Here is a 23,263-nt window from a genome sequence, read left to right on the forward strand (position 1 = left end):
GTCAATATTATTGACTACCCCTTCAACACCATGTAGAACCCTGTTAAGTATAAAGATAGCGTTTAAAACGTAACCTTTGCAAACACTTCGACATTATGTCGAACCCTACTGAATAAGTCTTGGCCAGTGGATTTCCACTTGCCAAATATTTAGAGTTACCCAGTATCATGAGCCCGGCTGAAAATTTTGCTCGCCCCAATTTTAGGGTTACCTTATAGCTCAAGCGACGAAATTCGTCGTAAGAAGTTGCCTATGACTTAATTCCTTTTTTCTAAAATAAGTGGTGCTTGAAATTTCAAGCAGGGGTACTTACCTATGGTTATACTTCTTTTTCCACTCTAACAATTCCTTAAGCTGCGGCTCCTTGCCATTCATATGGCAGTGGTCCATATAGGATAAAAATATTGCTACGCTCATATGTTCCTCCTTGACATTGCCATCCAAAGAAGCTAGACTATATTTGCGTGATATAAGTCTGTTCCTTCGGAATGGATTTTTTTATTTTTATACATTTTCTTCAACAATAGATTCCTTAGCTTCTTGAAGTGTTTCTATTATTTTGTGAAGCATAGCTTTTAGTCGCTGGTTTTCCAGTTTTAACTTTAAATTTTGCATTTCCCAAGTGTATTCTAGTTCAAATTTTATAATCTCTGGTGTGTGATTCGATTCCTCTAAACCAGAATAGAAACCTCGGCGGAAGTTGTATATTATTTCCTCTGTAGCTTCATTAGTTCTGGCATCACTATATTCAGCAAGTACCTCTAATTGTTCCTTTGTAAGCATGCCTGATAGCTTCTTATATAACCTACGTGTTTCGTTAATTGCTTTTTCATAGCTGCTTTTTTCCGCTTCTGTCATATCGCTAAAATTAAGATCCTGCACATCAAACATCTTTGCATCAATAGTTTTAGTAATCAATTCTTTTACAATTTTATTCATTTATCTTTTCCCCTTTCAATACTATTAATTTATTTTTACCTGCAAGTATATAACCTACAGTTATTTTTATATGTCTTGGAGCTTCTTTGTATTTGTCCCCAATTCTTTTTATTGTGGCTGCAAGATTATCAGACATTTATACCACTCCTAAATTACTTATTCTATAAAATTGACCTTCCCATTTACATGCTAGTGTTACTTTTGTACCGTTTCTACACTTTTTTACTAAGAGATTAACGCATTGAGGGTTATACGTAGCATCCTTTGATTTAAAATCTAGTTTTCCTTCCTTCTCGGCTTGGTGCCTTCCTATTGGATCATCTAGTTCAGTATTTCTATATATGCCTATAACCTTGTCACTATCTCTAAATATTGAAGCACTCTCTGCTATATCATCATCAGATAGCTTCTCGTTAGCTGTATAGCTTGTACCTTTTTTATTCTGTACGCTCTGTTTAGCTTGGGATAATATCACTATAGGTATGTTTAAATCATTGGCAAGACGTTTTAATGTGCCTGTTATATTAGCTATAGCCAAATCTCTTCTCTCTGCCGCTGGAGCCTGTATAAGTCCAACATAATCAATAAAGACTATGTCCGTATTATTCTTCATTTTTTCAAGTTGTATCTTAGCAACAATCTCGCTTAAAGAATTTTTTTGGCTTATAATTAATCTATTTTCACTGCAAAGGTACCCAATTACATTATTAATATTTATAAACTCTTTTTCGTCAATCTGACCTTTTCTCATTCTTCCATTTTGTATAGTACATACATTGCAAGCTAACCTCTCCAGGAGTTGAGTTGGTGTCATTTCAAGTGTAAAAAATAATGTTTTTTTCTTACTCTGCAGTACCATATTTAAAGCTATCTGGCAAGCTAGAACAGTTTTTCCTACGCCGCTGAATGCAAATATATCGATTAGCTCTGAGCCAGAAAATCCGCCTATAATTTCATCAAGATTGTGAATTCCAGTTTTTATTCCTTGGCTGCCTTCTATACCCTCAACCCTATTTTGAAGAGTTATTAAAAATTGCTCTTGATGTTCATATGGTGTTAGCTCATTTTTGCCAGTATTAAACATGTCCATTATCTTGCCATGAATATTTGTTTTTAGAACATCAGTATTATCATTTTCATGGATTTTAATATAGTTTGCTAATTCTAATAATTCTCGTTTAGTTCTGTACTCCCTGAGAATATCTATATAATTTTCGATATTGCTTGTACTTGGAACTCCATCAAAAATTTGTGTTATGTAAGTAATTCCACCGCACTTTTCAATATCATTTTTGCTCTTTAGGTGTTCTAGTAGCAATATAAGGTCTATTTTGCTGTACTTATGCAAAACTTCGCTTATATCGGTATATAACACTTTGTGCCTATCATCATAAAAATCTAAACTTTTTATACCTTTGCTTTTTATTTGGAGTGCAGCATCTAAATCTATGATCATTGCTCCTAAAATACTCTGCTCTATTTCTAAGCTCTTATAGGCTTCTGTATTCACCTTATCACCCCTATAGAATAATATCTTCGATTTCCTTTCTGTCAGAAGTATTTTTACTACCGCTATTTGATTTACCACACCATGTGTTTAATACTCTATAATGATCCTTGTACTTGTTGCCTTTTCCATTGGCAATATAGTTATCAAGGGCAATTATATTTTTATGGACTACACTTTTAGTAAATTTATCAACTAGCTTGTTATATTCCTCTTGTGTAATTTTTACTTTGTCCACAACATCATCAATAAATTTTAAGTCCATATATATTTCTTTACTTAATATTCTTTTATTAGTATTCTTAGAGTCAATTTTCTTTACCACCTGTTGTAAAGATTTTTTACTACCGTTGTCAATTTCTTTTACCACGTTGTCAAAATTATTTACCACGTCGAAATCGTATATAACAGTATAGCTATTATTATCAAAATCACCGTTTGTTTTAGTTTTATTAACTGCTATATATCCTTTATTGCTTAATGATTGAACTGTTTTAATTGCTGTGGGCTTTGAACATTTAAGCACCTCACATATTTTTTTATATGAAGGATACACTTTATTCCCTATACTAAGAAAATATATTAGTAATACTTTTTCATTCACATTAAGCTCTTCATTGCGGATTAAATTGTTAGGTACTTGTGTAAATCCTTCTGCCATAAAATCACCTGCTTAGTACCATTCGATACCATTATTTTTAGCCCTATAGACGTGTAGCCAAAATGATTTAAACTTTACTTTAATGGCCACGTCTTTACCAGACATTGATAATGGTTCATAGCCTATTAAATCTTTTTTAAATTCTTTGCTCTGTAGCTCCAGATATTGATTAAACAACAATTCTTCCTTTAGCCTTTTAATTTCTGTCTGCAAATAAGCTTTTTTCTTGTCTATCCTTAAGGCTTCTTCTGGCGTATTGCCACCATTTTGAGGAAGATTAATAAACTCTTTGGTAAGTCTAGTTATTTGCAATATTAGTTTGTCCTCTGGCTGCTTATCTTCTCTACGCTCTGCCAATGAATCCACCTGTTCCAGTAAATCATTCTGCCTATTTAATACTTCTTCTGTTGTCATAAAAACACCACCTTTCTAAGCTTTAATTTTTCTAAGTACGCCATAGGATATATCTGGATCTTTTTCACTTATGTTCTCTAGGGCCATCTTCTCCAAATCCTCTTCCAACCAATCTTCACGAAGTATAAATCGATTCCCAGCCATATTGAATCTTATTTTCTTTTGCTTACACCACATTCTAGCTCTATATGGTGTTATTCCAGGGAAATGCTGTTCTACATCTTTGATTAAAAAATACGCTGTTTTACTCATTTTTCATTACCTCCTAAAAAAATAATTCTTCGGCGGATACGCCTAACAACTCACTTATTTTTTTCATAATTGTTATACTTGGATTTTTAGCTTTACCATTCTCCAATTGCCTTAAATACTCTCTTGATATTCCAACCTTTTCAGCAAACTCACAATGCTTATAACCCATGCCTACTATTAGCGCTTTTAATTTGTATTTCAAATCATCACCCCCAGCTGACACCTTTACGGTGTCATTTGTGAAATTATTATAACATGACACCTTATAGTTTGCAATACGTTTTTATAATAATTATTTTGACAACTGAAAGGTGTTGTTTTATTATTAATATAGTGAGGTGTTTATTTTGATTGGGAAAAATTTAGAACTTATTAGAAAATTTGTTGGTATAAGCCAAAGAGAACTTGGCCGACGCATAGAAATGAGTGGTCAATATATAGCAAAGATAGAGAAAGGTGAAAGGACTCCTACTGTTAATACTATTGAAAAAATCGCTAGTGCATTGAATGTTGAGGTGTATGAACTTTTTGAACATCCAAAATTTACAAGAGAGCTTTTTTTTGAAAAGATAGAAAAACAAAATATTACTGAAGAAGAAATTTTGAAAAATTGTGATTTTCCAATAGGAAACCTAAGTAGAATTTTTTCTGATAGAGGTTTATGGGCATATATCCATGGTTATTATGAAATAGGCATGTATTTAGGTTTTAGCAAGGATTTTTTAAAAAAAAGATATGAATTAGATTTAGAAATAAAAAAAACAATACCTACTCATCTTTACGATAAACATATTGAAGATTTAAAAAATAAATATAGAGCATGGGTAAATCATCGCGATAAGTATAATAGAGCCTATCTAATGGAATTAGCTTATAATGAAAACCCACTAGATGAAAAAATAGCTCATTTATATGACAAAATGAAAAATCATTCATTAACAACTGATGATATAAAATTGATTGATACTTGTATAAGTGAATACATCCTAAAAAAATCTAATACCTATGATGGAGCTATATTAAATTCTGATAAAAATGATTATCATTTATTTTTACAATTTCTTATTTCCCTTGGATACACTAAAGAGAAATTAGAAAAATATGATACCGCCTTCTACCTTTTAGCTGAAAATATGGATAAAGAGAACACACCTAAATACTCAGAATACTTATTTTATAAGATTAAAGCACAAATAGAATTAGAGATAAAACAATTGAAAGAACTAGATTCCAAAGATACAAAATATCTATTAGATTAACACCGAAAGGAGAGATTACTTAATGGCAGCCATAGAAAAGCGTGGAGATAACTCCTACAGGCTTACTGTGTCCTGTGGGTATGATAAGCAAGGTAAGAAGATAATCAAGCGTAAAACCGTAGATTTATCACATATAAAGCCTAATAAGCAGCTGGAAGAAGCTAATAAGCAATGGATTTTATTTAAAGATGAAGTTGAGAAAGGAATATACCTGGATAGTGGTAAAATAACCTTTGAAGATTTTATAAATAAGTGGCTTAAGGACTATGCAGAGCCTGAACTCGCCCCTAAAACACTATTTAGATATAAAGAAATTATAAACTCAAGAATCATTCCGGCTCTTGGCCATATAAAAATAAATAAACTTCAACCAACTCATTTAACCGAGTTCTATAACAATCTTAGAGAAAGTGGAATCAGGTTAGATAAAAAGTATGTTCCAAAGGAAAACTTTGTTGACCTCATTTCAGAACTAGGCTATACCCCTAAAGACATTATGCAAAAATGCAATGTATCAGAAAGAACCCTATTAAATATAAAGCATGGCAAGAGCGTCCAATCAGCCACAGCAAATAAAATAGTAACCGTCTTAAATATAAAAACAGAGTATTTATTCAATACTGTTAGTGATAATACTGCTTTATCTGAAAGAACTATCCTTCACCACCATAGAATTATTTCAAGCATTTTAACTTGTGCAGTACAATGGGGATTTATTTTAAATAATCCTGCATCAAGAGTTAAGGCTCCTAAGGTAGAAAAGAAAGAAGCCAGACATTACGACATAGATCAGACGGAATATATACTGGAGCTGCTACAGGAAGAACCTATAAAATATAGAACTATGGTTACCTTAGCTATCTATGGAGGTATGAGAGAGGGTGAGCTTGCTGCTCTTACCTGGGATGATGTTGACCTCAAGAATTGCCTATTAAGAATAAATAAATCTCTGCAGCATTTAACCGGTCAAGGCACCTTCATAAAAAGTACAAAGAATGAAACCAGTAATAGAATAATATCCTTGCCGCCCTCTGTAATTGCTTTGCTAAAGAATTATAAGCTATGGCAGAATGGACAAAAATCTGATATGGGTGACCTGTGGAACGATACAAATAGCCTCTTTACTGCTATAGATGGAACTTACATTTTTCCTGGTATAGTAGGCAGCTGGTTCAGTAATTTTATAGCACGACATAATAAAAAAATTATGGATGATGATACTATAAAAAAAGATGATAAAGAAAAGTATTTACTCGATAGGGTGAACTTTCATGGCTTAAGACACACCTCGGCCACGATATTGATTAATCAGGGAATGGATGTTACTACAGTTAGTAAAAGGCTAGGTCATGCCAGGACATCAACCACAACTGATATTTACGCCCATAGTTTAAAGAAAGCTGACTTTGAAGCTTCTCAAAAGTTAGAAGAGCTTTTCAATAAGAAGAATAAGAGTAAAAAGAAAAGCTAATTTCTTTCAGTTATTTGTGAGGATTTAGAATAACTTTTTGCATGAGTAGTACCCAAATAGAACCCAATTCACTGTTTAGTACCCATTTTCAAAAAATAAAAAAGCCTGTGAAACATTGATTTCACAAGCTTTGGTTTGGCAGGGGCAGCAGGGATCGAACCCGCAACCTACGGTTTTGGAGACCGCCACTCTACCAGTTGAGCTATGCCCCTTCGCAACAAAATTTATTATATATGATTCCAATATAAATTGCAACCACTTTTTTTACTTTAATATGTATGATAATGAAAATCTAAGAATTAAAGAGATAAATTGATGTAATCATTTTTTGTTATCATTTTCAGAGGTTATTAGAGAAAACAAGCTATTGTAGTTGTTTTGAAGGAAATCCACATATCTTTCATTGCTGCTGTATATTTGTATCTGCGCTGCCTTTATTGAATTTTCTTTAATGAAGCTTTTTACTTTTTCTAAATCTGAAGGATCTGAATATAAAAATAACACATCTTTATACTCCACATCATTTTTATTTAATTTCTGCTTTAAATCTTCTATATCGCTACTATCATATATTTTCAAAGGAGTTATATTAATAGAACTAAAAAAGTAGTCTAGATTATCACCAAAGGTTACAAAAGTTTTTCCCTTAAATTTATCCATGGATTTTTTAGCTTTTGCTATGACTGTATCCACTTCTTTAACTGCAGAGGTGTAATTATCCTCATATACATTTCTCTTTTTCGAATCCTTTTCCTCTACTGCATTTTTTATATTAGAAAGAATCACCTTATAATCACTGGGATCAGTCCAATAATATGGATTTTTAGTAAGCTCAGTTTGCTCATAGGTTTTACTGTTTTTTAAAGCATTTATTTTAATACCTCTAGAGGTATTAACTGTAGAAACATTATCTTTTTTTAGTTCATCTACGAAGCTTGTGCACCATGGCTCAAAGTCCGCCCCAAAATACATAAAAATATCCTTCATTGCTATATTGTTCACAGAGTTCTTAGTATATTTAAAAAGCCATTGATCCTCTTCATCTTTCAGCATATAATCTACATTATTTCTATCCTTTACTATGTCCTTAACCATGTAGTATAAAAATTTATTGCTTGTCTCTATATTTAAATATTCTTCATTTTCTACCCTCTTATTCACTTGAACAGGAGGAACACCATTATCTTTTTTCCCACAGGAAGTAAGAAAGATAGCTAAAGTTAATGCTATGCATAGGAACTTTTTCAATGTTTTTGCCTCCTTACAAATATCATACGAAACAATTATATATGAAAAAACTGAAAACTGCAAATTACAATACTTTACACTGCTCATCTATGAGGCACTGCTTTTCTTTTTAAGCTATTTGTTATAAAATATGCTTATGCATTAAAATATTAGGCTAGGTTTAAATTTAAAACCTAGGCAGATATTATGGAGGTGACTAATTTGGAGTTTATTATAGATAGTATTGAAAAGACCATGCATTTAGGTCAGCAATTAGGTGAAAGGGCAAAGGCTGGAGATATAATATGCCTTACAGGTGATTTAGGTTGCGGCAAAACACACCTTACTAAAGGGCTTGCTAAAGGGCTTGGAATAACTGATGAAATAACCAGCCCTACCTTTACAATAGTGAATGAATATGAAAGCGGAAGGTTAAAGCTAAACCATTTTGATGTTTATAGAGTAAATGATCCAGATGAAATAGAAGGAATTGGATTTGATGAATATATATTTAGTGACGCTGTTTCCGTCATAGAATGGGCTAATTACATAGATATGCTTATTCCTGATGAATCGCTTCATATATCTATGAAAAAGCTTCCTGAAAGAGGAGAAAATTTCAGAAAAATAGTTATAAATTATACTGATAAAAGATATGAATATGTAAAGGAGATTATGATATGAGAGTACTTTCGATAGATACTGCCACAGAATCAGCAAGTTGCGCTGTGCTTGAGGATGATAAACTGCTGGGAGAAATTAATTTTAATTTTGGAAAGGCTCATTCTGTAATACTGATGTCTATGATTGATACTCTACTTACTTCTATTCATGTAGATATTAGTGAAATAGATGGTTTTATATCTTCAAGGGGACCAGGTTCTTTTACTGGCCTTAGAATAGGAATGGCTACTGTTAAAGGCTTATGCTTCGGAAGCAAAAAGGATTTTATATCAGTATCCACTTTGGATTCCTTAGCTTTCAACTTGGCTTATTCTTCAGGAGTAGTATGCCCTATTATGGACGCCTTAAGAGGCAATGTGTATACTGCACTTTATACCTTTAAAGGTGAAGAATTACAGAGAATTTCTGAATACATGGCTATTCCTATTGAGGAGCTCATTAAAGTGCTAAAGGAATATGAAAAGGTTAATTTTATTGGGGATGGTATTATAAAATTTAAAGAGGTTCTAAAAAATAATATTAGTAATACTAATTTTGCTCCAGTTCATCTTAATGCTGCCAGAGCTTCTTCCTTAGGAGAACTTGGTATGAAGCTTCTTAAGAGCGGTATGAAGGAAGATATTAATACCAGTACTCCAATATATCTAAGAAAATCCCAAGCTGAAAGGGAATATGATAAAAAAATGGGGTTGAGTAAAAATGAGTGATATAACTATAATGCCCATAGATGATAGATATATTAATGATATACTAAACATCTCTTCTTTAAGCTTTACAGTCTCTTGGAGTAAAGAATCCTTTGAAAATGAATTATCTAATCAATACGCTAGATATGTAGTTGCAATTGTGGATGGCATAGTAGTAGGCTTTGGAGGAATGTGGATCATAATTGACGAAGCTCATATAACTAATATTGCAGTACATCCAGAATTTAGAGGCTGCGGCATAGGAAGTGTAATTCTTGATGCTCTTATAGATATATGCTTAAATGAAAAAGTAGTGGCTATGACACTTGAGGTACGTGCTTCAAATGAAAGAGCTAAAAATTTGTATGGTAAATTTGGATTTGTGGAAGAAGGCATAAGGAAGGCTTACTATCAAGATAATAGAGAAGACGCTATAATAATGTGGAAAAGGGATTTTTGAAAGCTTAAAAATAAAAGGATTGTTCATCTAGAGCAATCCTTTTATTTCTAATAAATTTCTATATTTTATGCCGCATTTTTACTTTTGAAGCCTTCAGCACGTATAACTATAGATATCTTATTGTAAGCTAACATAGTTATTGCTGATACCATAATACCTTTTATTAAGTTGAAAGGCACTATCCCTGAAACTATATATTTTGTAATATAGTCTGCGCCCTGAAGCTGCAATTTATATAATGGTACCAATATATAATAATTTGCCAATACTCCTACTATAGTCATAGCTATAGTTGCTGCAGCTAATGATATAACCGCGCCGGTTTTGGTTTTATTCTTTTTATATATAAGTCCTGCCATACCTACGTAAGAAGCCCCAACTATAAAATTGGCTAGTTCTCCTACTCCTGCTGTTCCTGTACCTTTTACAAGTATAATCAATATATTCTTTATCAATTCAATTACTATGCCTACCATTGGTCCAAAGCCAAAAGCTCCTATAACAGCAGGTAAATCACTCAAATCAATTTTAAGAAATGGGAATGCTGGTAGAATAGGAAATTCAAAAACCATAAGTACCACTGCTATGGCTGACAACAATGCAATTTTTACTAACATTTCTGTGCTTTTATTAACGCTTTTCATTTTTATTCCTCCTTAAACTACTTCAGGAGGTATGCCAGATAGCTATACAGCAGTTTAAGCAGGCGCGCCTTAAAATCTACTTAAACAAATAAATAAAACCCTGACAAAAGTCAGGGCTTAAACTCTATCTACACACATACCTTCTTCCATCCAGACTTTACTGTCGGCTTCGGAATTTAACCGAATCTGCCTTACGGCTCGCGGGCTATACCGCCGGTAGGGAATCACACCCTGCCCTGAAGATACTATATTTGATTTATTAATTACAGTATAGTACCATTTATAAAATTTTGCAACATGTTTTTTATTGTTTTTTCATGGTAAGAGATATTCTTTTTCTTTTGGTATCTACCTCTAACACTCTTACATCCACTATATCTCCCACCTTAACTATATCAAGGGGATGCTTTACAAACCTATCTGCCATCTGGCTTTTGTGTACAAGCCCATCCACATGAACTCCAATATCTACAAAAGCACCGAAGTCTGATACATTTCTTACAGTACCCTTAAGTTCCATGCCTTCTGTAAGCTGTGTCATATCTATAACTCCAGTTTTAAATATAGGCTTTGGAAGCTCTTCTCTTGGGTCTCTTCCCGGCTTTTTAAGTTCCTTTATTATATCCGTAAGAGTAGGAATACCAATCGCTATAATATTAGCAAGTTCTCCTATGCCCTTTTCCTTAACTCTATTCTCTATATCACTTAGCCCTTTTCTTAGCTCCTCATTAGAATATCCCAATAATTCTACCAGTTTTCTTGCTGCTTCGTAGGACTCTGGATGCACAGCTGTATTATCAAGTGCCTCCTTGCTCTCTACAACTCTCAAAAAGCCTGCACACTGCTCATAAGCCTTTTGTCCAAGTCTTTTAACCTTTAAAATCTCTTTTCGATTTTCAAACTTACCATTTTCTTCTCTATAATTAACAATATTTTGTGCTATACTGGCATTTATTCCTGATATATAGGATAGCAGAGATGGTGTGGCAGTGTTTATATCTACTCCTACATTATTAACACAATCCTCTACTACTCCCTTTAAGGATTCATCCAAAGTCTTAGGGGTTACATCATGCTGATACTGACCTACACCTATGGATTTAGGATCGATTTTAACAAGTTCCGCTAATGGATCCTGGAGTCTTCTTCCAATGGATATGGCTCCCCTTACTGTTACATCTAGTTCAGGATATTCCTTGGCAGCAAGCTCTGAGGCAGAGTAAACCGAAGCTCCTGCCTCAGAAACTACCACATAAAATAATTCTTTTCCTTTTTCCTCTTTAACTTCTTTTATTAATCTTGCTATTACTTCTTCTGATTCTCTGCTGGCAGTACCATTTCCTAAGGATATAACCTCTACATTGTGCTTATATACAAGCTGCTTTAAGGTTCTAATAGATCCCTCAACATCATTCTGAGGAGCTGTTGCAAATACAGTAGACTTATCTAGATATTTTCCCGTATCATCTAGTATAGCTATCTTACAGCCTGTTCTAAAGCCTGGATCATAACCCATAACCACTTTCCCCTTTATAGGTGCTTGCATCAGCAGTGCTTTTAAATTTGCCTTAAATATATCTATTGCCCCAGCTTCACCCTTATCCGTAAGTTCAGAACGTATTTCTCGCTCTATGGAAGGATAAATAAGCCTCTTAAAAGAATCCTTTACGCTTTCTTCTATGTACTTATCTGTGACTTTATTTCCTTTCAGACAGTTTGAATTTAAATAATTTATTATTTTCTCTTCATTAACTGTTGTCTTTACAGCTAATATCTTCTCTTTTTCTCCTCTGTTTACAGCTAATATTCTATGGGAAGGTATGGTTCTTACAGGTTCCTTGTAATCATAATACATCTCGTAAGGAGTTGGTTCTTCGGAGCTTCCTTTAGTCTCTATCACTCCTTCTCTCTGCACAAGACTTCTTATCCATTTTCTATATTCTGCTTCATCAGATATCATTTCGCTCACTATATCCATAGCTCCCTGAAGGGCTTCTTCTGCAGAAGCGACTCCTTTTTCTTCATTTTTAAAGCCCTCTGCATGTTTTATTATATCTCCCTGGAACTTTCCTTCATATATGAGCTCTGCTAGCGGTTTTAATCCTTTTTCTACAGCTATGGTAGCTCTTGTTCTCTTTTTAGGTCTGAAAGGTCTATATATATCTTCTATTTCTGTTAATGTATCAGCATTTAAAAGATTAGTTTTCAATTCTTCTGAAAGATTTCCCTGCTCATCAATGAGACGCATTACGTCTTCTCGTCTCTCCTCCAAATTTCTCAGATAGTTTAATCTTTCATAAAATTTTCTTAAAATATCATCGTCAAGACCGCCTGTTCGCTCTTTTCTATATCTGGCAATAAAAGGAACAGTGTTTCCTTCATCCAGCATTTCTATTACATTATTTACTTGATTCAAACTTATTTTTAATTCTTCAGCTAATCTCTGTTCTATATTTTTCATTTCTATTACTCCCTATAAATTTTGTTAAATTAATGCTTATGCTCTAAATTGCCTATTAGCATAGCCTAAAAAAATACATACTTAATTATAAGTTAAATCACATATAATTTTCAACCTTAACGGAATTTTTTAAAAGTATTCTAATAAGAGTAGCCTTTTCATAATATTATATAGAAATCAATAAAAGCGAGGCTGTGAATGAAAAAAAGACACTTATCCATCTTTATACTTTTAATATTTTCACTGCTATGCGTACTTGGTTTTAGGTATACCAAGCAGAGAAATAGCTTTGATATTTCAGAAACCATAGATAACATTGAATACCTTTCCTCGGAAAAACTTGGAGGAAGACTTGCCGGAACTCTAGGAAATACGGAAGCTTCTGTATTTGTTAGAGATTGGTTCAAGAAAAATGGAATTGAACCATTAACTAAAGATTATATGGAAAGCTTTGAAGTATTAGCTCCAAAAAAACTAAATGGAAGCGCCTACTTAAAAATAGTAAACAGCAGCGGCGCAGCTGTTCATCAATTCAAATATGGAACTGATTTCAAGGAGGACATGCTTAACTTTCAGAGCAATTCAATAAATTTTAATAAAAAGGATCAGATTCATCAGGATAAAGGCTTCATTACAGTGGCACAAAATAATAAAATTTATCTGTTTTACTGCCCAGAAGATAATAATTTAAGCTTTAGGAGCTCATTTTTTTCTGATTCTAATATAAGCTTATGTGTTTTGCTGAACAAGAATGCCTTTGATTCTATGAAAAATTATATTGCCAAGGGATATAATGTTCAATGCTTCCTTCCTTACGAAACTGAAAAAGTTAAAATAAATAATGTTTTGGGCATAGTCAAAGGAAAGAGAAGCAACCTTCCACCTATAGTTATTTCCGCGCATTTTGACCATCTGGGAAATGATCTTTCAGGAAATACTTATTTCGGAGCACTGGACAATGCTTCAGGAACTGCATTTATGATGGAGCTTGCAAAACTAGTGAAATCCATAGGACAACCAGAAAGAGATATAATCTTTGCAGCCTTCAATGCTGAAGAATTCGGATGCCTTGGTTCTAAATATTTTGTTCAAGATTATAAAGGCAGATTGAGTGGCAGCCAAGTATTTAATTTTGACATGATAGGCAGCGATCAAAATGTACCTATTTCAATAATAGGCGGCAGCAAAGATAATGCGAATTCTCCTTTAGTTAAGGATACAGCTAAAATTTGCAGTGATAAAAATATTTCTTTTAAATATTCTTTTGAAGACTGCAGTGACCACGAATTTTTTAGGAAAAATAATATTGATGCTGTAACCTTATGCGATAATGATATTTCCAAAATACATACTCCATCAGATAAATCAGAGTATATAAGTGAATCTTCCATACATCGTTCCTACATTCTCTCTTCAAAATTAATAATTAAATATGCTTATTCTGATTATGTATATTACATATACAACAATACTATTTTCTTCATATTTATAGTTTTAGTTATAACCATCTTCACAATCGTTATGGTTCATAATAAAATAAAAGAAGCTAGAAAATCCAATTCAACTAAGATACGATAAAAAAAAGCAGCCTAGAAATTAATTTATGTTAATTTCTAGGCCTCTAAAATTAAATATCCAAAGTTCCGTTGCTGCTCTTTTTAAGATACTCGTTTATAAATAAGTCTATTTCTCCATCCATAACAGCATTTACATTTCCATTTTCTGCTCCTGTTCTATGATCCTTAACCATGGTGTAGGGCTGAAAAACGTAGGAGCGAATTTGGCTTCCCCAACCTATGTCCTTTAGATCTCCTGTTAAATCATCTATCTTTTCCTTATGGGCTCTTTCCATGAGTTCAATAAGCTTGCCTTTAAGCATATTCATAGCCTGCTCTCTATTAGAGTGCTGACTTCTTTCATTTTGGCATTGAACAACTATGCCTGTAGGTATATGCGTTATTCTTATAGCTGATTCTGTCTTGTTTACATATTGTCCTCCAGCACCGCTGGCCCTATAAGTATCAATCTTAAGATCCTCAGGTCTTATCTCTATATTTTGACTTGCAGTAAGCTCTGGAAGAACTTCCATGGAAGCAAAGGAAGTCTGCCTTTTCCCATTAGCATTAAAAGGCGATATTCTGACCAAACGATGAATTCCTCTCTCTGCCTTGAGATATCCATAAGCATATTCTCCATTGACCTTTATGGTGACTCCCTTTATTCCAGCTTCATCCCCAGGAAGATAATCCAAAGTTTCTAAGGTATATCCTTTTTTTTCGCACCATCTGGTATACATTCTTAAAAGCATTTGGGTCCAATCCTGAGCATCAGTACCGCCAGCTCCAGCATGCAAAGTCAATATAGCATTATTGGTGTCATACTCACCAGAAAGCAGTATTTGTATTCTGAATTTCTCAATTTCTGCAGCTGCTGATTTGAATTCTTCCATTATTTCTGGAATCAAGGCTTCATCATCTTCTTCGTTAGCAAGCTCAATCATAATCTCTAAATCATCAACTCTGTTCTCTAATTTATTGAATTTCTCAAGCTTACCCTTCAATATTTTACTCTGCCTAGCAAATTCTTGAGCTCTATCAGCATCCTCCCAAAATCCTGGTTCCTGCATGCTGCCTTCTAGTTCTGCTATTCTCTTTTCAATGCCTGCAACGTCAAAGAGAAGCCCCCATTTCCTTTAATGTTAGTTTCATTTCCTGTATGTTGCTTAAAACTTCTTCCAGTTGCAATAACATTTCTTCAACTCCTTTATATTTATGACATCCTTCCACAGCAATTTTTATACTTTTTGCCGCTTCCGCATGGACAAGGGTCGTTTCTGCCAACCTTCTTATCTTTCTTTACTGGTTCCTTTTTAGCTGAATCATCTGATCCTCCGCTTACACTGGTTTCCTTCACAACTCTTTCTCTTTCAGGTGCTTTTTCAACTTGAACATGGAATAGATATCTAACTGTATCTATTTTTATGTTATATATCATTTCGTCAAACATTTCACTACCTTCAAATTGATATGCCTGAGCAGGATCCTGCTGCTTGTAAGCCCTTAAGCCCATACCTCTCTTAAGATGATCCATATTATCTATATGATCCATCCACTTTGTATCAACTACTCTTAAAAGTATTACTCTTTCTATTTCTCTTAAAGCTTCAGCTCCAAATTCCTCTTCTTTTGCTCTATAAGTTTCCACAGATATTTCATAAAGCTTTTCAATTATAGCTTCATCTGAAAGCTCTACAAGCTCTTCTGCTTTTACACTTCCTTCTGGAATGCATAGTTCTTCAAGATAATCTACAAGCTTTTCACAGTCTTCATTTATATTTTCGTCAATACCTGATATATGAGTCTTAACTGCGCTTGAAATTACGTCCATGAACATCTCTTCTATCTGCTCTTTTAGATCTGTTCCTTCAAGCACTGAAGACCTTTGCTTGTAAATAACTTCTCTCTGCTGGTTCATAACATCATCATAGCCAAGCAATGTTTTTCTTATATCAAAATTATTTCCTTCAACCTTCTTCTGGGAATTTTCAATGGCACTTGATACCATTTTGCTCTCTATAGCTTCATCATCCTTAAGCCCCAGCTTCTCTACTATACCTTGAAGTCTCTCTGAACCAAATATTCTCATAAGATCATCTTCTAGCGATATAAAGAACCTAGAAGATCCTGGATCTCCTTGACGACCTGAACGTCCTCTTAACTGATTGTCTATACGTCTTGATTCATGTCTTTCAGTACCTATTATTTTAAGTCCGCCTACTTCTATTACACCTTCACCAAGCTTTATATCAGTACCACGGCCAGCCATGTTAGTAGCGATAGTAACCATTCCAAGTTCTCCGGCATGGGATACTATTTCAGCTTCCATATCATGATACTTGGCATTAAGTACCTGATGAGCTACTCCTCTCTTCTTAAGAAGGCTTGATAATCTTTCTGATTTTTCAATACTTACTGTACCTACAAGCACTGGCTGCCCTGTAGCATGAGTTTCTTCTATCTCATCAGCTATAGCATTAAATTTACCTTCTTCAGTTTTATATACTACATCTGGATAATCAGCTCTGGATACTGGTTTATGAGTAGGTATTACTATTACGTCAAGTCCATATATTTCTCTAAATTCCAATTCTTCTGTTAAGGCAGTACCAGTCATACCTGAAAGCTTAGTAAATATTCTAAAATAGTTCTGGAAGGTTATTGTAGCAAGAGTTTTAGATTCTCTTTGAACATTAACTCCTTCTTTTGCTTCTATAGCCTGATGAAGTCCATCGCTATATCTTCTTCCTTCCATAAGTCTTCCGGTAAATTCATCTACTATTATAACTTCTCCGTCCTTAACCATATAATCTTTATCTTTTTTCATCATGTAATTACCCTTTAACGCCTGGGATACATGATGCTGAAGTTCCATATGGGATGGATCTGCAAAATTTTCAATTTTAAAGAATTTTTCAGCTTTTTCTACACCATCATCGGTCAATATTACAGAATTAGCTTTTTCATCTACTGTAAAATCATCATCCTTAACTAAGGTTTTAACAAAGAAGTCCGCTACCTTATAAAAATCTGTAGATTTTTCTCCCTCGCCAGAAATTATAAGAGGAGTTCTTGCTTCGTCTATGAGTATGGAGTCAACTTCATCCACTATTGCAAAATTAAGCCCTCTTTGAACTCTTTCTTCTTTATATATAACCATGTTATCTCTTAGATAGTCGAATCCAAATTCATTATTAGTACCATAGGTTATATCGCAGTTATAAGCATCCTGTCTCTCTTTCTGTGTTAAATCATGTATGATAACTCCTACAGTAAGTCCTAGGAATTCAAATATTTGTCCCATCCACTCTTTATCTCTTTTAGCTAGGTAGTCATTTACAGTTACGATATGTACTCCTTTTCCGCTTAAAGCATTTAAGTATGCTGGAAGTGTAGCAACTAATGTTTTACCTTCACCAGTTTTCATTTCTGAAATTCTTCCCTGATGAAGCACTATTCCACCCATAATCTGCTCTCTATAATGCTTTTGACCTATAGCCCTAAAAGCACCTTCTCTTACTACTGCGAAAGCTTCTGGAAGTATATCATCTAAAGTTTCTCCATTTGCTAATCTGTCTTTAAACTCTAGTGTTTTATTTTTCAATTCTTCATCTGTAAGCTTTTGCATAACTTCATCGAAAGCTTCAACCTTATCAACTATAGGTATTAACCTCTTTACTTCTCTATCACTATAGGTGCCGAAAACTTTACTAAACAATCCCATCTTTTCATCCTCACAATCATATAGCTTTATTAAATCATTCTATATTATATCATTTTAATATAAATGATTTCAACTTATTATAGACATTCAAATAAAAAATAAGGTTTTATTTTAAATAATTGTAAAATCCCACATATATTTTTAATATCGTACTATACTTAAAAAACAGTTTTAGTCATTAAAACTCAATATTTACTTAAACCATAACCTGCATTATAAAAAGCAAAAGGGACATCTTGCGACATCCCTTTACCTTCTATGCTATTGTGGTTCTATAAGCCCGAAATTTCCGTCTTTTCTCTTATAAATTACATTAATTTCGCCTGTCTGCGCATTTTCATATACAAAGAAGTTGTGCCCCAGCATTTCCATTTGAAGCACTGCTTCTTCATCTGACATTGGCTTCATGGCAAATCGTTTTGTTCTTACTATTTTGAACTCTTCTTTTTCAGCTACCTGTTCATCATCAGGTATGTATTGAAATTTTAATGAATTTCCGCTATTTCTTCTAGCTAGCTTTGTTTTCTGCTTTCTTATCTGTCTTTCTATTTTATCTATTACCAAATCTATAGAAGCATACATGTCATCATTGCTTTCCTCTCCTCTAAGAAGAACCCCGTTAAATGGTATTGTAACTTCTATAGTTTGTCTATTTTTTTCTACACTTAATTTTGCTGATGCTTGAACTTCTGGGCTAAAAAACTTTTCAAGCTTAGATAATTTTTTTTCAACAGCACCCTTCAATGCACTTGTCAATTCAATATTTTTTCCACTTACTATTACTTTCATATATTCCAGCCCCTCTCCTACCTGTTCGGTAATATACTAGATTTAAGTATTGAATTTTTAAGAAATAAATCAATCCTCTAATTAATATAATATTCTGAAGATTTTATTGAAAAGAATTTATGATTTATGTTATTTATATTTTAATATGAATTTAACATAAACTCAACAGTTATTTTTTGAATTTACAAAATATTTAGTAAAGTTAATTTGTTCTATCTTCCTTATTCGCATTTTATTACTTATTTTTGACATTCAACACTTATTGACAAAAGCATAAGTAAAAAAAAACAGCAGTTCTTTTAAGAACTACTATTTGATCACACTCTTATATTAAAGCTGGTTGACCTGGTCTTTGACCCCACACTCGCCTGCTGGAACTTTTGCTACCCGGACTCAACCTCTCACTACTCATACTCTCGCTAAAAGCGGCAGGACTTACTTCTAAGCCGCACCATGCTCATTAAGACTTTTGCTCAACTTACGTGGATCGTTTTGCCTGCGACTGGCATCGACTTTCAACCACAAACCCAGCTTTAACAAATATATTATACCGTACTTTTGGCAACAGTCAATACAATTACTTCTTTTGCTCCGCATTTTATTAGCTCACTTCCGCAATTATGAGCTGTGGCACCAGTAGTTATGACATCATCTATAATAATAATTTTTTTGTTTATTACTTTATTTTTGTTTATAACTGTAAAGCTGCCTCTTAAATTATCCCATCGCTGATTGGCATCAAGACCTATCTGATCTTTGGTCTGCAGGTTTTTTATAAGCAGTGAAGCTTTAGTAACATTTACTTCATCAGCTACAAGCTTACACAAAAATTCACTTTGATTAAAGCCTCTAGAAGAATAGTTTTCTTTAGAAGATGGAACAAAGGTGATTAAATCAGCTTGTATATTTAGATTTTGTATCAATTTTATGATTAATTCAGCTAATACGCGACCTACCTCAAAATCACTTTTGTACTTTAACCTTATAACCATCTCTTTAATAATATCTGCGTAGTAGCTTGCAGAGTAATAAACTATATTGAAACCATCTTTCTCAATTCTTCCTTCTATATTCATAGCAGCAATGCTTTTTCTGCAGGAACTGCAAATGGGACTTTCTTCTGCATATTCTCCACATATATGACAGTTCTCATCCTCACCATACACCGCGTCTATAATAGAGCTCAGAATATACTTTATATATAAAGCAAACCTTTTTCCCATGCTAACTTATTAAAACCTCTTATAATTTCTTTACAGTTTTCCATATCTCTGGATACATCTTTAGAAAGAAATATTACTTCTCCAAGTTTTATGCTGTCAGGATTACAAGTTTTTGAACATATATATGTAAGCATCTTATAATCATAAATCTTGTCTTCAGTAGAATACACTATAAAGTCTGTATCTTTAGAGGCTAGGCTTAAACTCTCTATGCTATCTGTAACAAGTATAACCTTATCGCTGGCCATGCATTTTTTTATACTGCTGACCTTAACCCCTTTTATAAATTTATGAATATTGCTGCACAATGAATCTTTGAAATTTTCAAGATAAACGGATAAATTTTGAGCAGTATCTTCGTTGGGAACAAATATCATCACATTTTTTCCGCTAAGCAATGACCAATCTATATACTCATATATCATGCTGGGAATTTCATGCTCCAAGTCCACTCTTGTAGTTATTATTCTAGGCTCAGGTATCGGCATTCCATTTGCTCCTATGGGCATATCAATAACCGGTGCATTTTGAAATATCGTTTCCATTGATCTGCATATTATCTTAATCTTACTTTTATAGAATTTCCCAAGCAAATCTAATATTTCAAATTTGCTATATTTTGAATAAGCTACAGCATCATCATATATAACTAAATCATATTTAACGCTTGCCTCTAGAAGCTGTTCCGTAAGAACCATATTCAGTGGCGCATCTAAATTTATTTGATCAATATCGCCCTCACTAAAGCAATCGCTCATTTCCTTTTGTCTTAATGATTTCTGCAATGTCTCGAATCCTTTTTTTTCATTGCAAACATACAGAACTTTTTTCCTAGAAGTTATATATTCCATAATTATATCTATAAAAATATTGCTTTCGTTATATGGAACTGTCTTTATATTTAGTACCCTTGCCTTGCTTCTATCCCATTGAAAAATAGACTTTATTAAAAATTCCTTCTGTTTTTGAGTAGAATCAATGTATGAAATCATATTTTAATTCTCCTTACTTAAAATTGTTTACCTTAAGCATCCTTATCCACTATATTTTGAATTCTCCATTTTAATGAAGAATACCTATCAAAGCCCTTGTTATTATTTATCATAAATCTAACTGCCTTAATATCTCCTACTAATACCACCATTTGCTTTGCTCTTGTTATTCCTGTATATAGGAGATTCCTGTTCATCAGCATGGGCGTCCCCATAAACGAAGGCATTATAACAACAGGAAATTCGCTTCCTTGGCTCTTATGAACCGTAGACGCGTAAGCTAAATCTAACTCATCCCAATTCATATGTTCATATTCTACTTTTCTTTCTTCTTCAAAAATAACAGTAAGAATATTTTTTTCTTCATCAATATCAGTTATAAACCCTACATCTCCATTAAATACACCTATCCCTTCAGGTTCACCTTCTCCTGCAGTTCTTTTCCACTTTAGAGTATAATTATTCTTGGTTTGCATCACTTTATCTCCTGCTCTAAAGCATATATCTCTATATAATTTTTCTTTTTTCCATTTTTCATGAGGATTAAGCACATTCTGCAGCTCTAAATTAAGCTTGTTTACACCTAACATACCTTTTCTAGTGGGTGACAATACCTGTATATGTCTTGTTCCATTCCAGTTTGCGTTAAACTTAGGTAATCTTTTACTTATAAGCTCTACTACAGTATTCAAGATTATTTTGTTATCTTTTTCATTGATAAAATAAAAATCTTTTCCTTTTTCATTAAGAAGAGGCATTTCACCATTATTTATTTTATGTGCATTTACAATTATCATGCTTTCTTTCGCCTGCCTAAATATCTCCCTTAGTCTCACAACTTTTATGCACTCACTATCTATTAAATCTCTAAGCACATTTCCAGGTCCTACCGAAGGAAGCTGATCGGCGTCTCCAACTATTATAACTCTAGTTCCCATCCCTATGGCTTTCAAAAGACTATTCATAAGCAGTATATCTATCATCGATGCTTCATCTATGATAAGAACATCGCACTCAAGAGGGCTGTCTTCATCTCTCATAAAAGTCATATCATCCTCTTCGCTATATCCAAGCTCTAAAAGTCTGTGTATTGTTTTAGCTTCTCTTTCTGTAGCTTCTGTCATCCTCTTAGCAGCCCTTCCTGTTGGTGCTGCCATCATTACTCTCATACCTATATCTTCAAATACACTTAGTATACACCTTATTATGGTGGTTTTACCAGTACCAGGACCACCAGTTATTATTTCGACCCCATTATCAACTACGCCCTTTATTGCATCTATTTGAGACTTTGCGAAGTTAACATTGTTCTTATTTTCAAAATCACTTATCTTTTCATCTATATTAACTTTTAATACATCATACTCTCCAAAAGCTAATGTTAATATTCTTTTGGTAACACTGAGTTCGGCATAGTAGTATGGCAATGTAAACACACATTCCATGCTATTTATGGTCTCTATTTTAATTTTTCCATCCAGTACTGTCTCTATCAAGTTCTTCTCTATATCTTCCTGGCTTACTGTCAGTATCTCTTTTCCTTGTCCTATAAGCTTATCTATAGGCATATAAGTATTGCCAAGAGCACAAAATTGATTAATTATATATCTTATTCCGCTTTGTATTCTATATGGAGAATTGCTTTCAACACCTAAATTTCTAGATATTTTATCTGCTGTTTTAAATCCAATTCCTGAAATTTCGTCCGTCAATCTATATGGATTTTCTTTCACAGCATTGACTGAATCAGCTCCAAATCTTTTGTATATCTTCATGCATTGATTAGGCGATACTCCATAGGACTGAAAAAACACCATTATATTTTTAATTTCCCTTTGTTTACTATAAGACTCACAAATAATTTCTATTTTCTTATCGCCTATTCCTTCTATATCTCTGAGCTTTTCTATATTATTGTCCAGTATATCAAAAGTTTTTTCACCGAATTTTTCCACTATTTTTTTTGCTGTAACTGGCCCTATGCCAAAAATAGCTCCGCTAGCTAAATATCTTTCTATACCAACTAAAGTTGAAGGAATAAGTTCCTCAAACTCTTCAACTTTAAACTGCTGACCGAACTGGGAATGATTTACCCACTTTCCAGTTAACCTTAAGCTTTGACCTTCAACTATATAAGGCATTACTCCCACTATAGTTAAACTATCTTGACCACTCTTTATACTCGCAACAGTATAGCCATTATCTTCATTACTAAATATTATTTCTTCAACTGTTCCTTGTATTTCCGTCATATTTATCTCCTACTTTTGCAAATTGTATAATAATATTTTACCAGCAATCAGGCAATATATTT

General features: G+C 33.4%; 22 protein-coding genes, 1 tRNA gene and 1 riboswitch. Of the genes, 6 read left to right on the forward strand and 17 right to left on the reverse strand.

Annotated elements, in window-relative coordinates:
• Positions 1-504: 504 nt before the first annotated feature.
• Genes IAI10_RS02610 through IAI10_RS02640 form a run of 7 tightly spaced genes read right to left on the reverse strand, consistent with a single transcriptional unit; the run spans position 505 to position 3,975 of the window.
• Positions 505-939 carry a hypothetical protein gene (locus IAI10_RS02610; protein WP_315671737.1) on the reverse strand — a complete coding sequence of 145 codons (435 nt, stop codon included), beginning with the start codon at positions 937-939 and terminating at the stop codon, positions 505-507.
• Positions 932-1,075: a hypothetical protein gene (locus IAI10_RS02615; protein WP_315671738.1), complete on the reverse strand. Its 144-nt coding sequence runs from the start codon at positions 1,073-1,075 to the stop codon at positions 932-934. Before IAI10_RS02615 ends, IAI10_RS02610 begins: the two co-directional genes overlap by 8 nt.
• Entirely contained in the window at positions 1,076-2,449 is a 1,374-nt protein-coding gene (locus IAI10_RS02620; protein ID WP_315671739.1) for a DnaB-like helicase C-terminal domain-containing protein, read from the reverse strand.
• Positions 2,450-2,459: 10 nt separating this feature from the next.
• Entirely contained in the window at positions 2,460-3,107 is a 648-nt protein-coding gene (locus tag IAI10_RS02625) for a helix-turn-helix domain-containing protein (protein ID WP_315671740.1), read from the reverse strand.
• 12 nt (positions 3,108-3,119) lie between these two features.
• Positions 3,120-3,521 (reverse strand): hypothetical protein, encoded by a 402-nt coding sequence (locus IAI10_RS02630; RefSeq protein WP_315671741.1) that lies wholly within the window; start codon positions 3,519-3,521, stop codon positions 3,120-3,122.
• Between the two features lie 15 nt (positions 3,522-3,536).
• A complete protein-coding gene (locus tag IAI10_RS02635) occupies positions 3,537-3,773 on the reverse strand; it encodes a hypothetical protein (protein ID WP_315671742.1) in 237 nt (78 codons plus the stop codon).
• Positions 3,774-3,786: 13 nt separating this feature from the next.
• The gene (locus tag IAI10_RS02640; protein WP_315671743.1) at positions 3,787-3,975 is read right to left on the reverse strand and encodes a helix-turn-helix transcriptional regulator; all 189 of its coding nucleotides are present in this window, start codon (positions 3,973-3,975) and stop codon (positions 3,787-3,789) included.
• Positions 3,976-4,120: 145 nt separating this feature from the next.
• Here IAI10_RS02640 and IAI10_RS02645 point away from each other — a divergent pair, with 145 nt between their 5' ends.
• Positions 4,121-5,032 (forward strand): helix-turn-helix transcriptional regulator, encoded by a 912-nt coding sequence (locus tag IAI10_RS02645; RefSeq protein ID WP_315671744.1) that lies wholly within the window; start codon positions 4,121-4,123, stop codon positions 5,030-5,032.
• 22 nt (positions 5,033-5,054) lie between these two features.
• Complete coding sequence (gene xerC / locus IAI10_RS02650; protein WP_315671745.1) at positions 5,055-6,503, forward strand: site-specific integrase; 1,449 nt, start codon at positions 5,055-5,057, stop codon at positions 6,501-6,503.
• Between the two features lie 136 nt (positions 6,504-6,639).
• Here the strand turns inward: xerC and IAI10_RS02655 are convergent.
• Positions 6,640-6,715, reverse strand: a tRNA-Trp gene (locus IAI10_RS02655).
• Between the two features lie 109 nt (positions 6,716-6,824).
• Positions 6,825-7,751 (reverse strand): metal ABC transporter solute-binding protein, Zn/Mn family, encoded by a 927-nt coding sequence (locus IAI10_RS02660; protein ID WP_315671746.1) that lies wholly within the window; start codon positions 7,749-7,751, stop codon positions 6,825-6,827.
• A 201-nt stretch (positions 7,752-7,952) separates the two neighbouring features.
• On the opposite strand from IAI10_RS02660, the gene tsaE reads away from it, so the two are divergent.
• From tsaE to rimI, 3 genes are read left to right on the forward strand one after another with little or no spacing between them, the layout of a single operon-like run.
• Positions 7,953-8,414, forward strand: coding sequence for a tRNA (adenosine(37)-N6)-threonylcarbamoyltransferase complex ATPase subunit type 1 TsaE (gene tsaE / locus IAI10_RS02665; RefSeq protein ID WP_315671747.1), 462 nt, complete (start codon positions 7,953-7,955; stop codon positions 8,412-8,414).
• Positions 8,411-9,121 (forward strand): tRNA (adenosine(37)-N6)-threonylcarbamoyltransferase complex dimerization subunit type 1 TsaB, encoded by a 711-nt coding sequence (gene tsaB, locus IAI10_RS02670; protein ID WP_315671748.1) that lies wholly within the window; start codon positions 8,411-8,413, stop codon positions 9,119-9,121. The genes tsaE and tsaB overlap by 4 nt, the downstream gene beginning before the upstream one ends.
• Complete coding sequence (rimI, locus tag IAI10_RS02675) at positions 9,114-9,560, forward strand: ribosomal protein S18-alanine N-acetyltransferase (RefSeq protein WP_315671749.1); 447 nt, start codon at positions 9,114-9,116, stop codon at positions 9,558-9,560. The genes tsaB and rimI overlap by 8 nt, the downstream gene beginning before the upstream one ends.
• Positions 9,561-9,625: 65 nt before the next feature.
• On the opposite strand, the gene IAI10_RS02680 is transcribed toward rimI, so the two are convergent.
• Positions 9,626-10,204, reverse strand: coding sequence for an ECF transporter S component (locus tag IAI10_RS02680; RefSeq protein ID WP_315671750.1), 579 nt, complete (start codon positions 10,202-10,204; stop codon positions 9,626-9,628).
• A 134-nt stretch (positions 10,205-10,338) separates the two neighbouring features.
• Positions 10,339-10,452: riboswitch (FMN riboswitch) on the reverse strand.
• Between the two features lie 56 nt (positions 10,453-10,508).
• Complete coding sequence (locus tag IAI10_RS02685; protein WP_315671751.1) at positions 10,509-12,665, reverse strand: Tex family protein; 2,157 nt, start codon at positions 12,663-12,665, stop codon at positions 10,509-10,511.
• Positions 12,666-12,863: 198 nt separating this feature from the next.
• Here IAI10_RS02685 and IAI10_RS02690 point away from each other — a divergent pair, with 198 nt between their 5' ends.
• Complete coding sequence (locus IAI10_RS02690) at positions 12,864-14,243, forward strand: M28 family metallopeptidase (RefSeq protein WP_315671752.1); 1,380 nt, start codon at positions 12,864-12,866, stop codon at positions 14,241-14,243.
• 49 nt (positions 14,244-14,292) lie between these two features.
• On the opposite strand, the gene prfB is transcribed toward IAI10_RS02690, so the two are convergent.
• From prfB to IAI10_RS02720, 6 genes are all read right to left on the reverse strand, one after another.
• Positions 14,293-15,415 (reverse strand): peptide chain release factor 2 gene (gene prfB / locus IAI10_RS02695; RefSeq protein ID WP_315671753.1). Its coding sequence is split into 2 segments (ribosomal slippage): positions 14,293-15,336 and positions 15,338-15,415, totalling 1,122 coding nucleotides; the frame shifts between segments, so codons are not numbered across the junction.
• Between the two features lie 19 nt (positions 15,416-15,434).
• Positions 15,435-17,945, reverse strand: a complete 2,511-nt coding sequence (secA, locus tag IAI10_RS02700; RefSeq protein WP_315671754.1) for a preprotein translocase subunit SecA — start codon at positions 17,943-17,945, stop codon at positions 15,435-15,437.
• A 261-nt stretch (positions 17,946-18,206) separates the two neighbouring features.
• The gene (gene hpf / locus IAI10_RS02705; RefSeq protein ID WP_315671755.1) at positions 18,207-18,734 is read right to left on the reverse strand and encodes a ribosome hibernation-promoting factor, HPF/YfiA family; all 528 of its coding nucleotides are present in this window, start codon (positions 18,732-18,734) and stop codon (positions 18,207-18,209) included.
• A 545-nt stretch (positions 18,735-19,279) separates the two neighbouring features.
• A complete protein-coding gene (locus IAI10_RS02710; RefSeq protein WP_315671756.1) occupies positions 19,280-19,957 on the reverse strand; it encodes a phosphoribosyltransferase family protein in 678 nt (225 codons plus the stop codon).
• Positions 19,930-20,949 (reverse strand): hypothetical protein, encoded by a 1,020-nt coding sequence (locus IAI10_RS02715; RefSeq protein ID WP_315671757.1) that lies wholly within the window; start codon positions 20,947-20,949, stop codon positions 19,930-19,932. The genes IAI10_RS02710 and IAI10_RS02715 overlap by 28 nt, the downstream gene beginning before the upstream one ends.
• A gap of 32 nt (positions 20,950-20,981) precedes the next feature.
• The gene (locus tag IAI10_RS02720) at positions 20,982-23,201 is read right to left on the reverse strand and encodes an ATP-dependent RecD-like DNA helicase (protein ID WP_315671758.1); all 2,220 of its coding nucleotides are present in this window, start codon (positions 23,199-23,201) and stop codon (positions 20,982-20,984) included.
• Positions 23,202-23,263 lie beyond the last annotated feature (62 nt).

Source organism: Clostridium sp. 19966, assembly GCF_032335695.1.
Taxonomy (GTDB): domain Bacteria; phylum Bacillota; class Clostridia; order Clostridiales; family Clostridiaceae; genus JACTOJ01.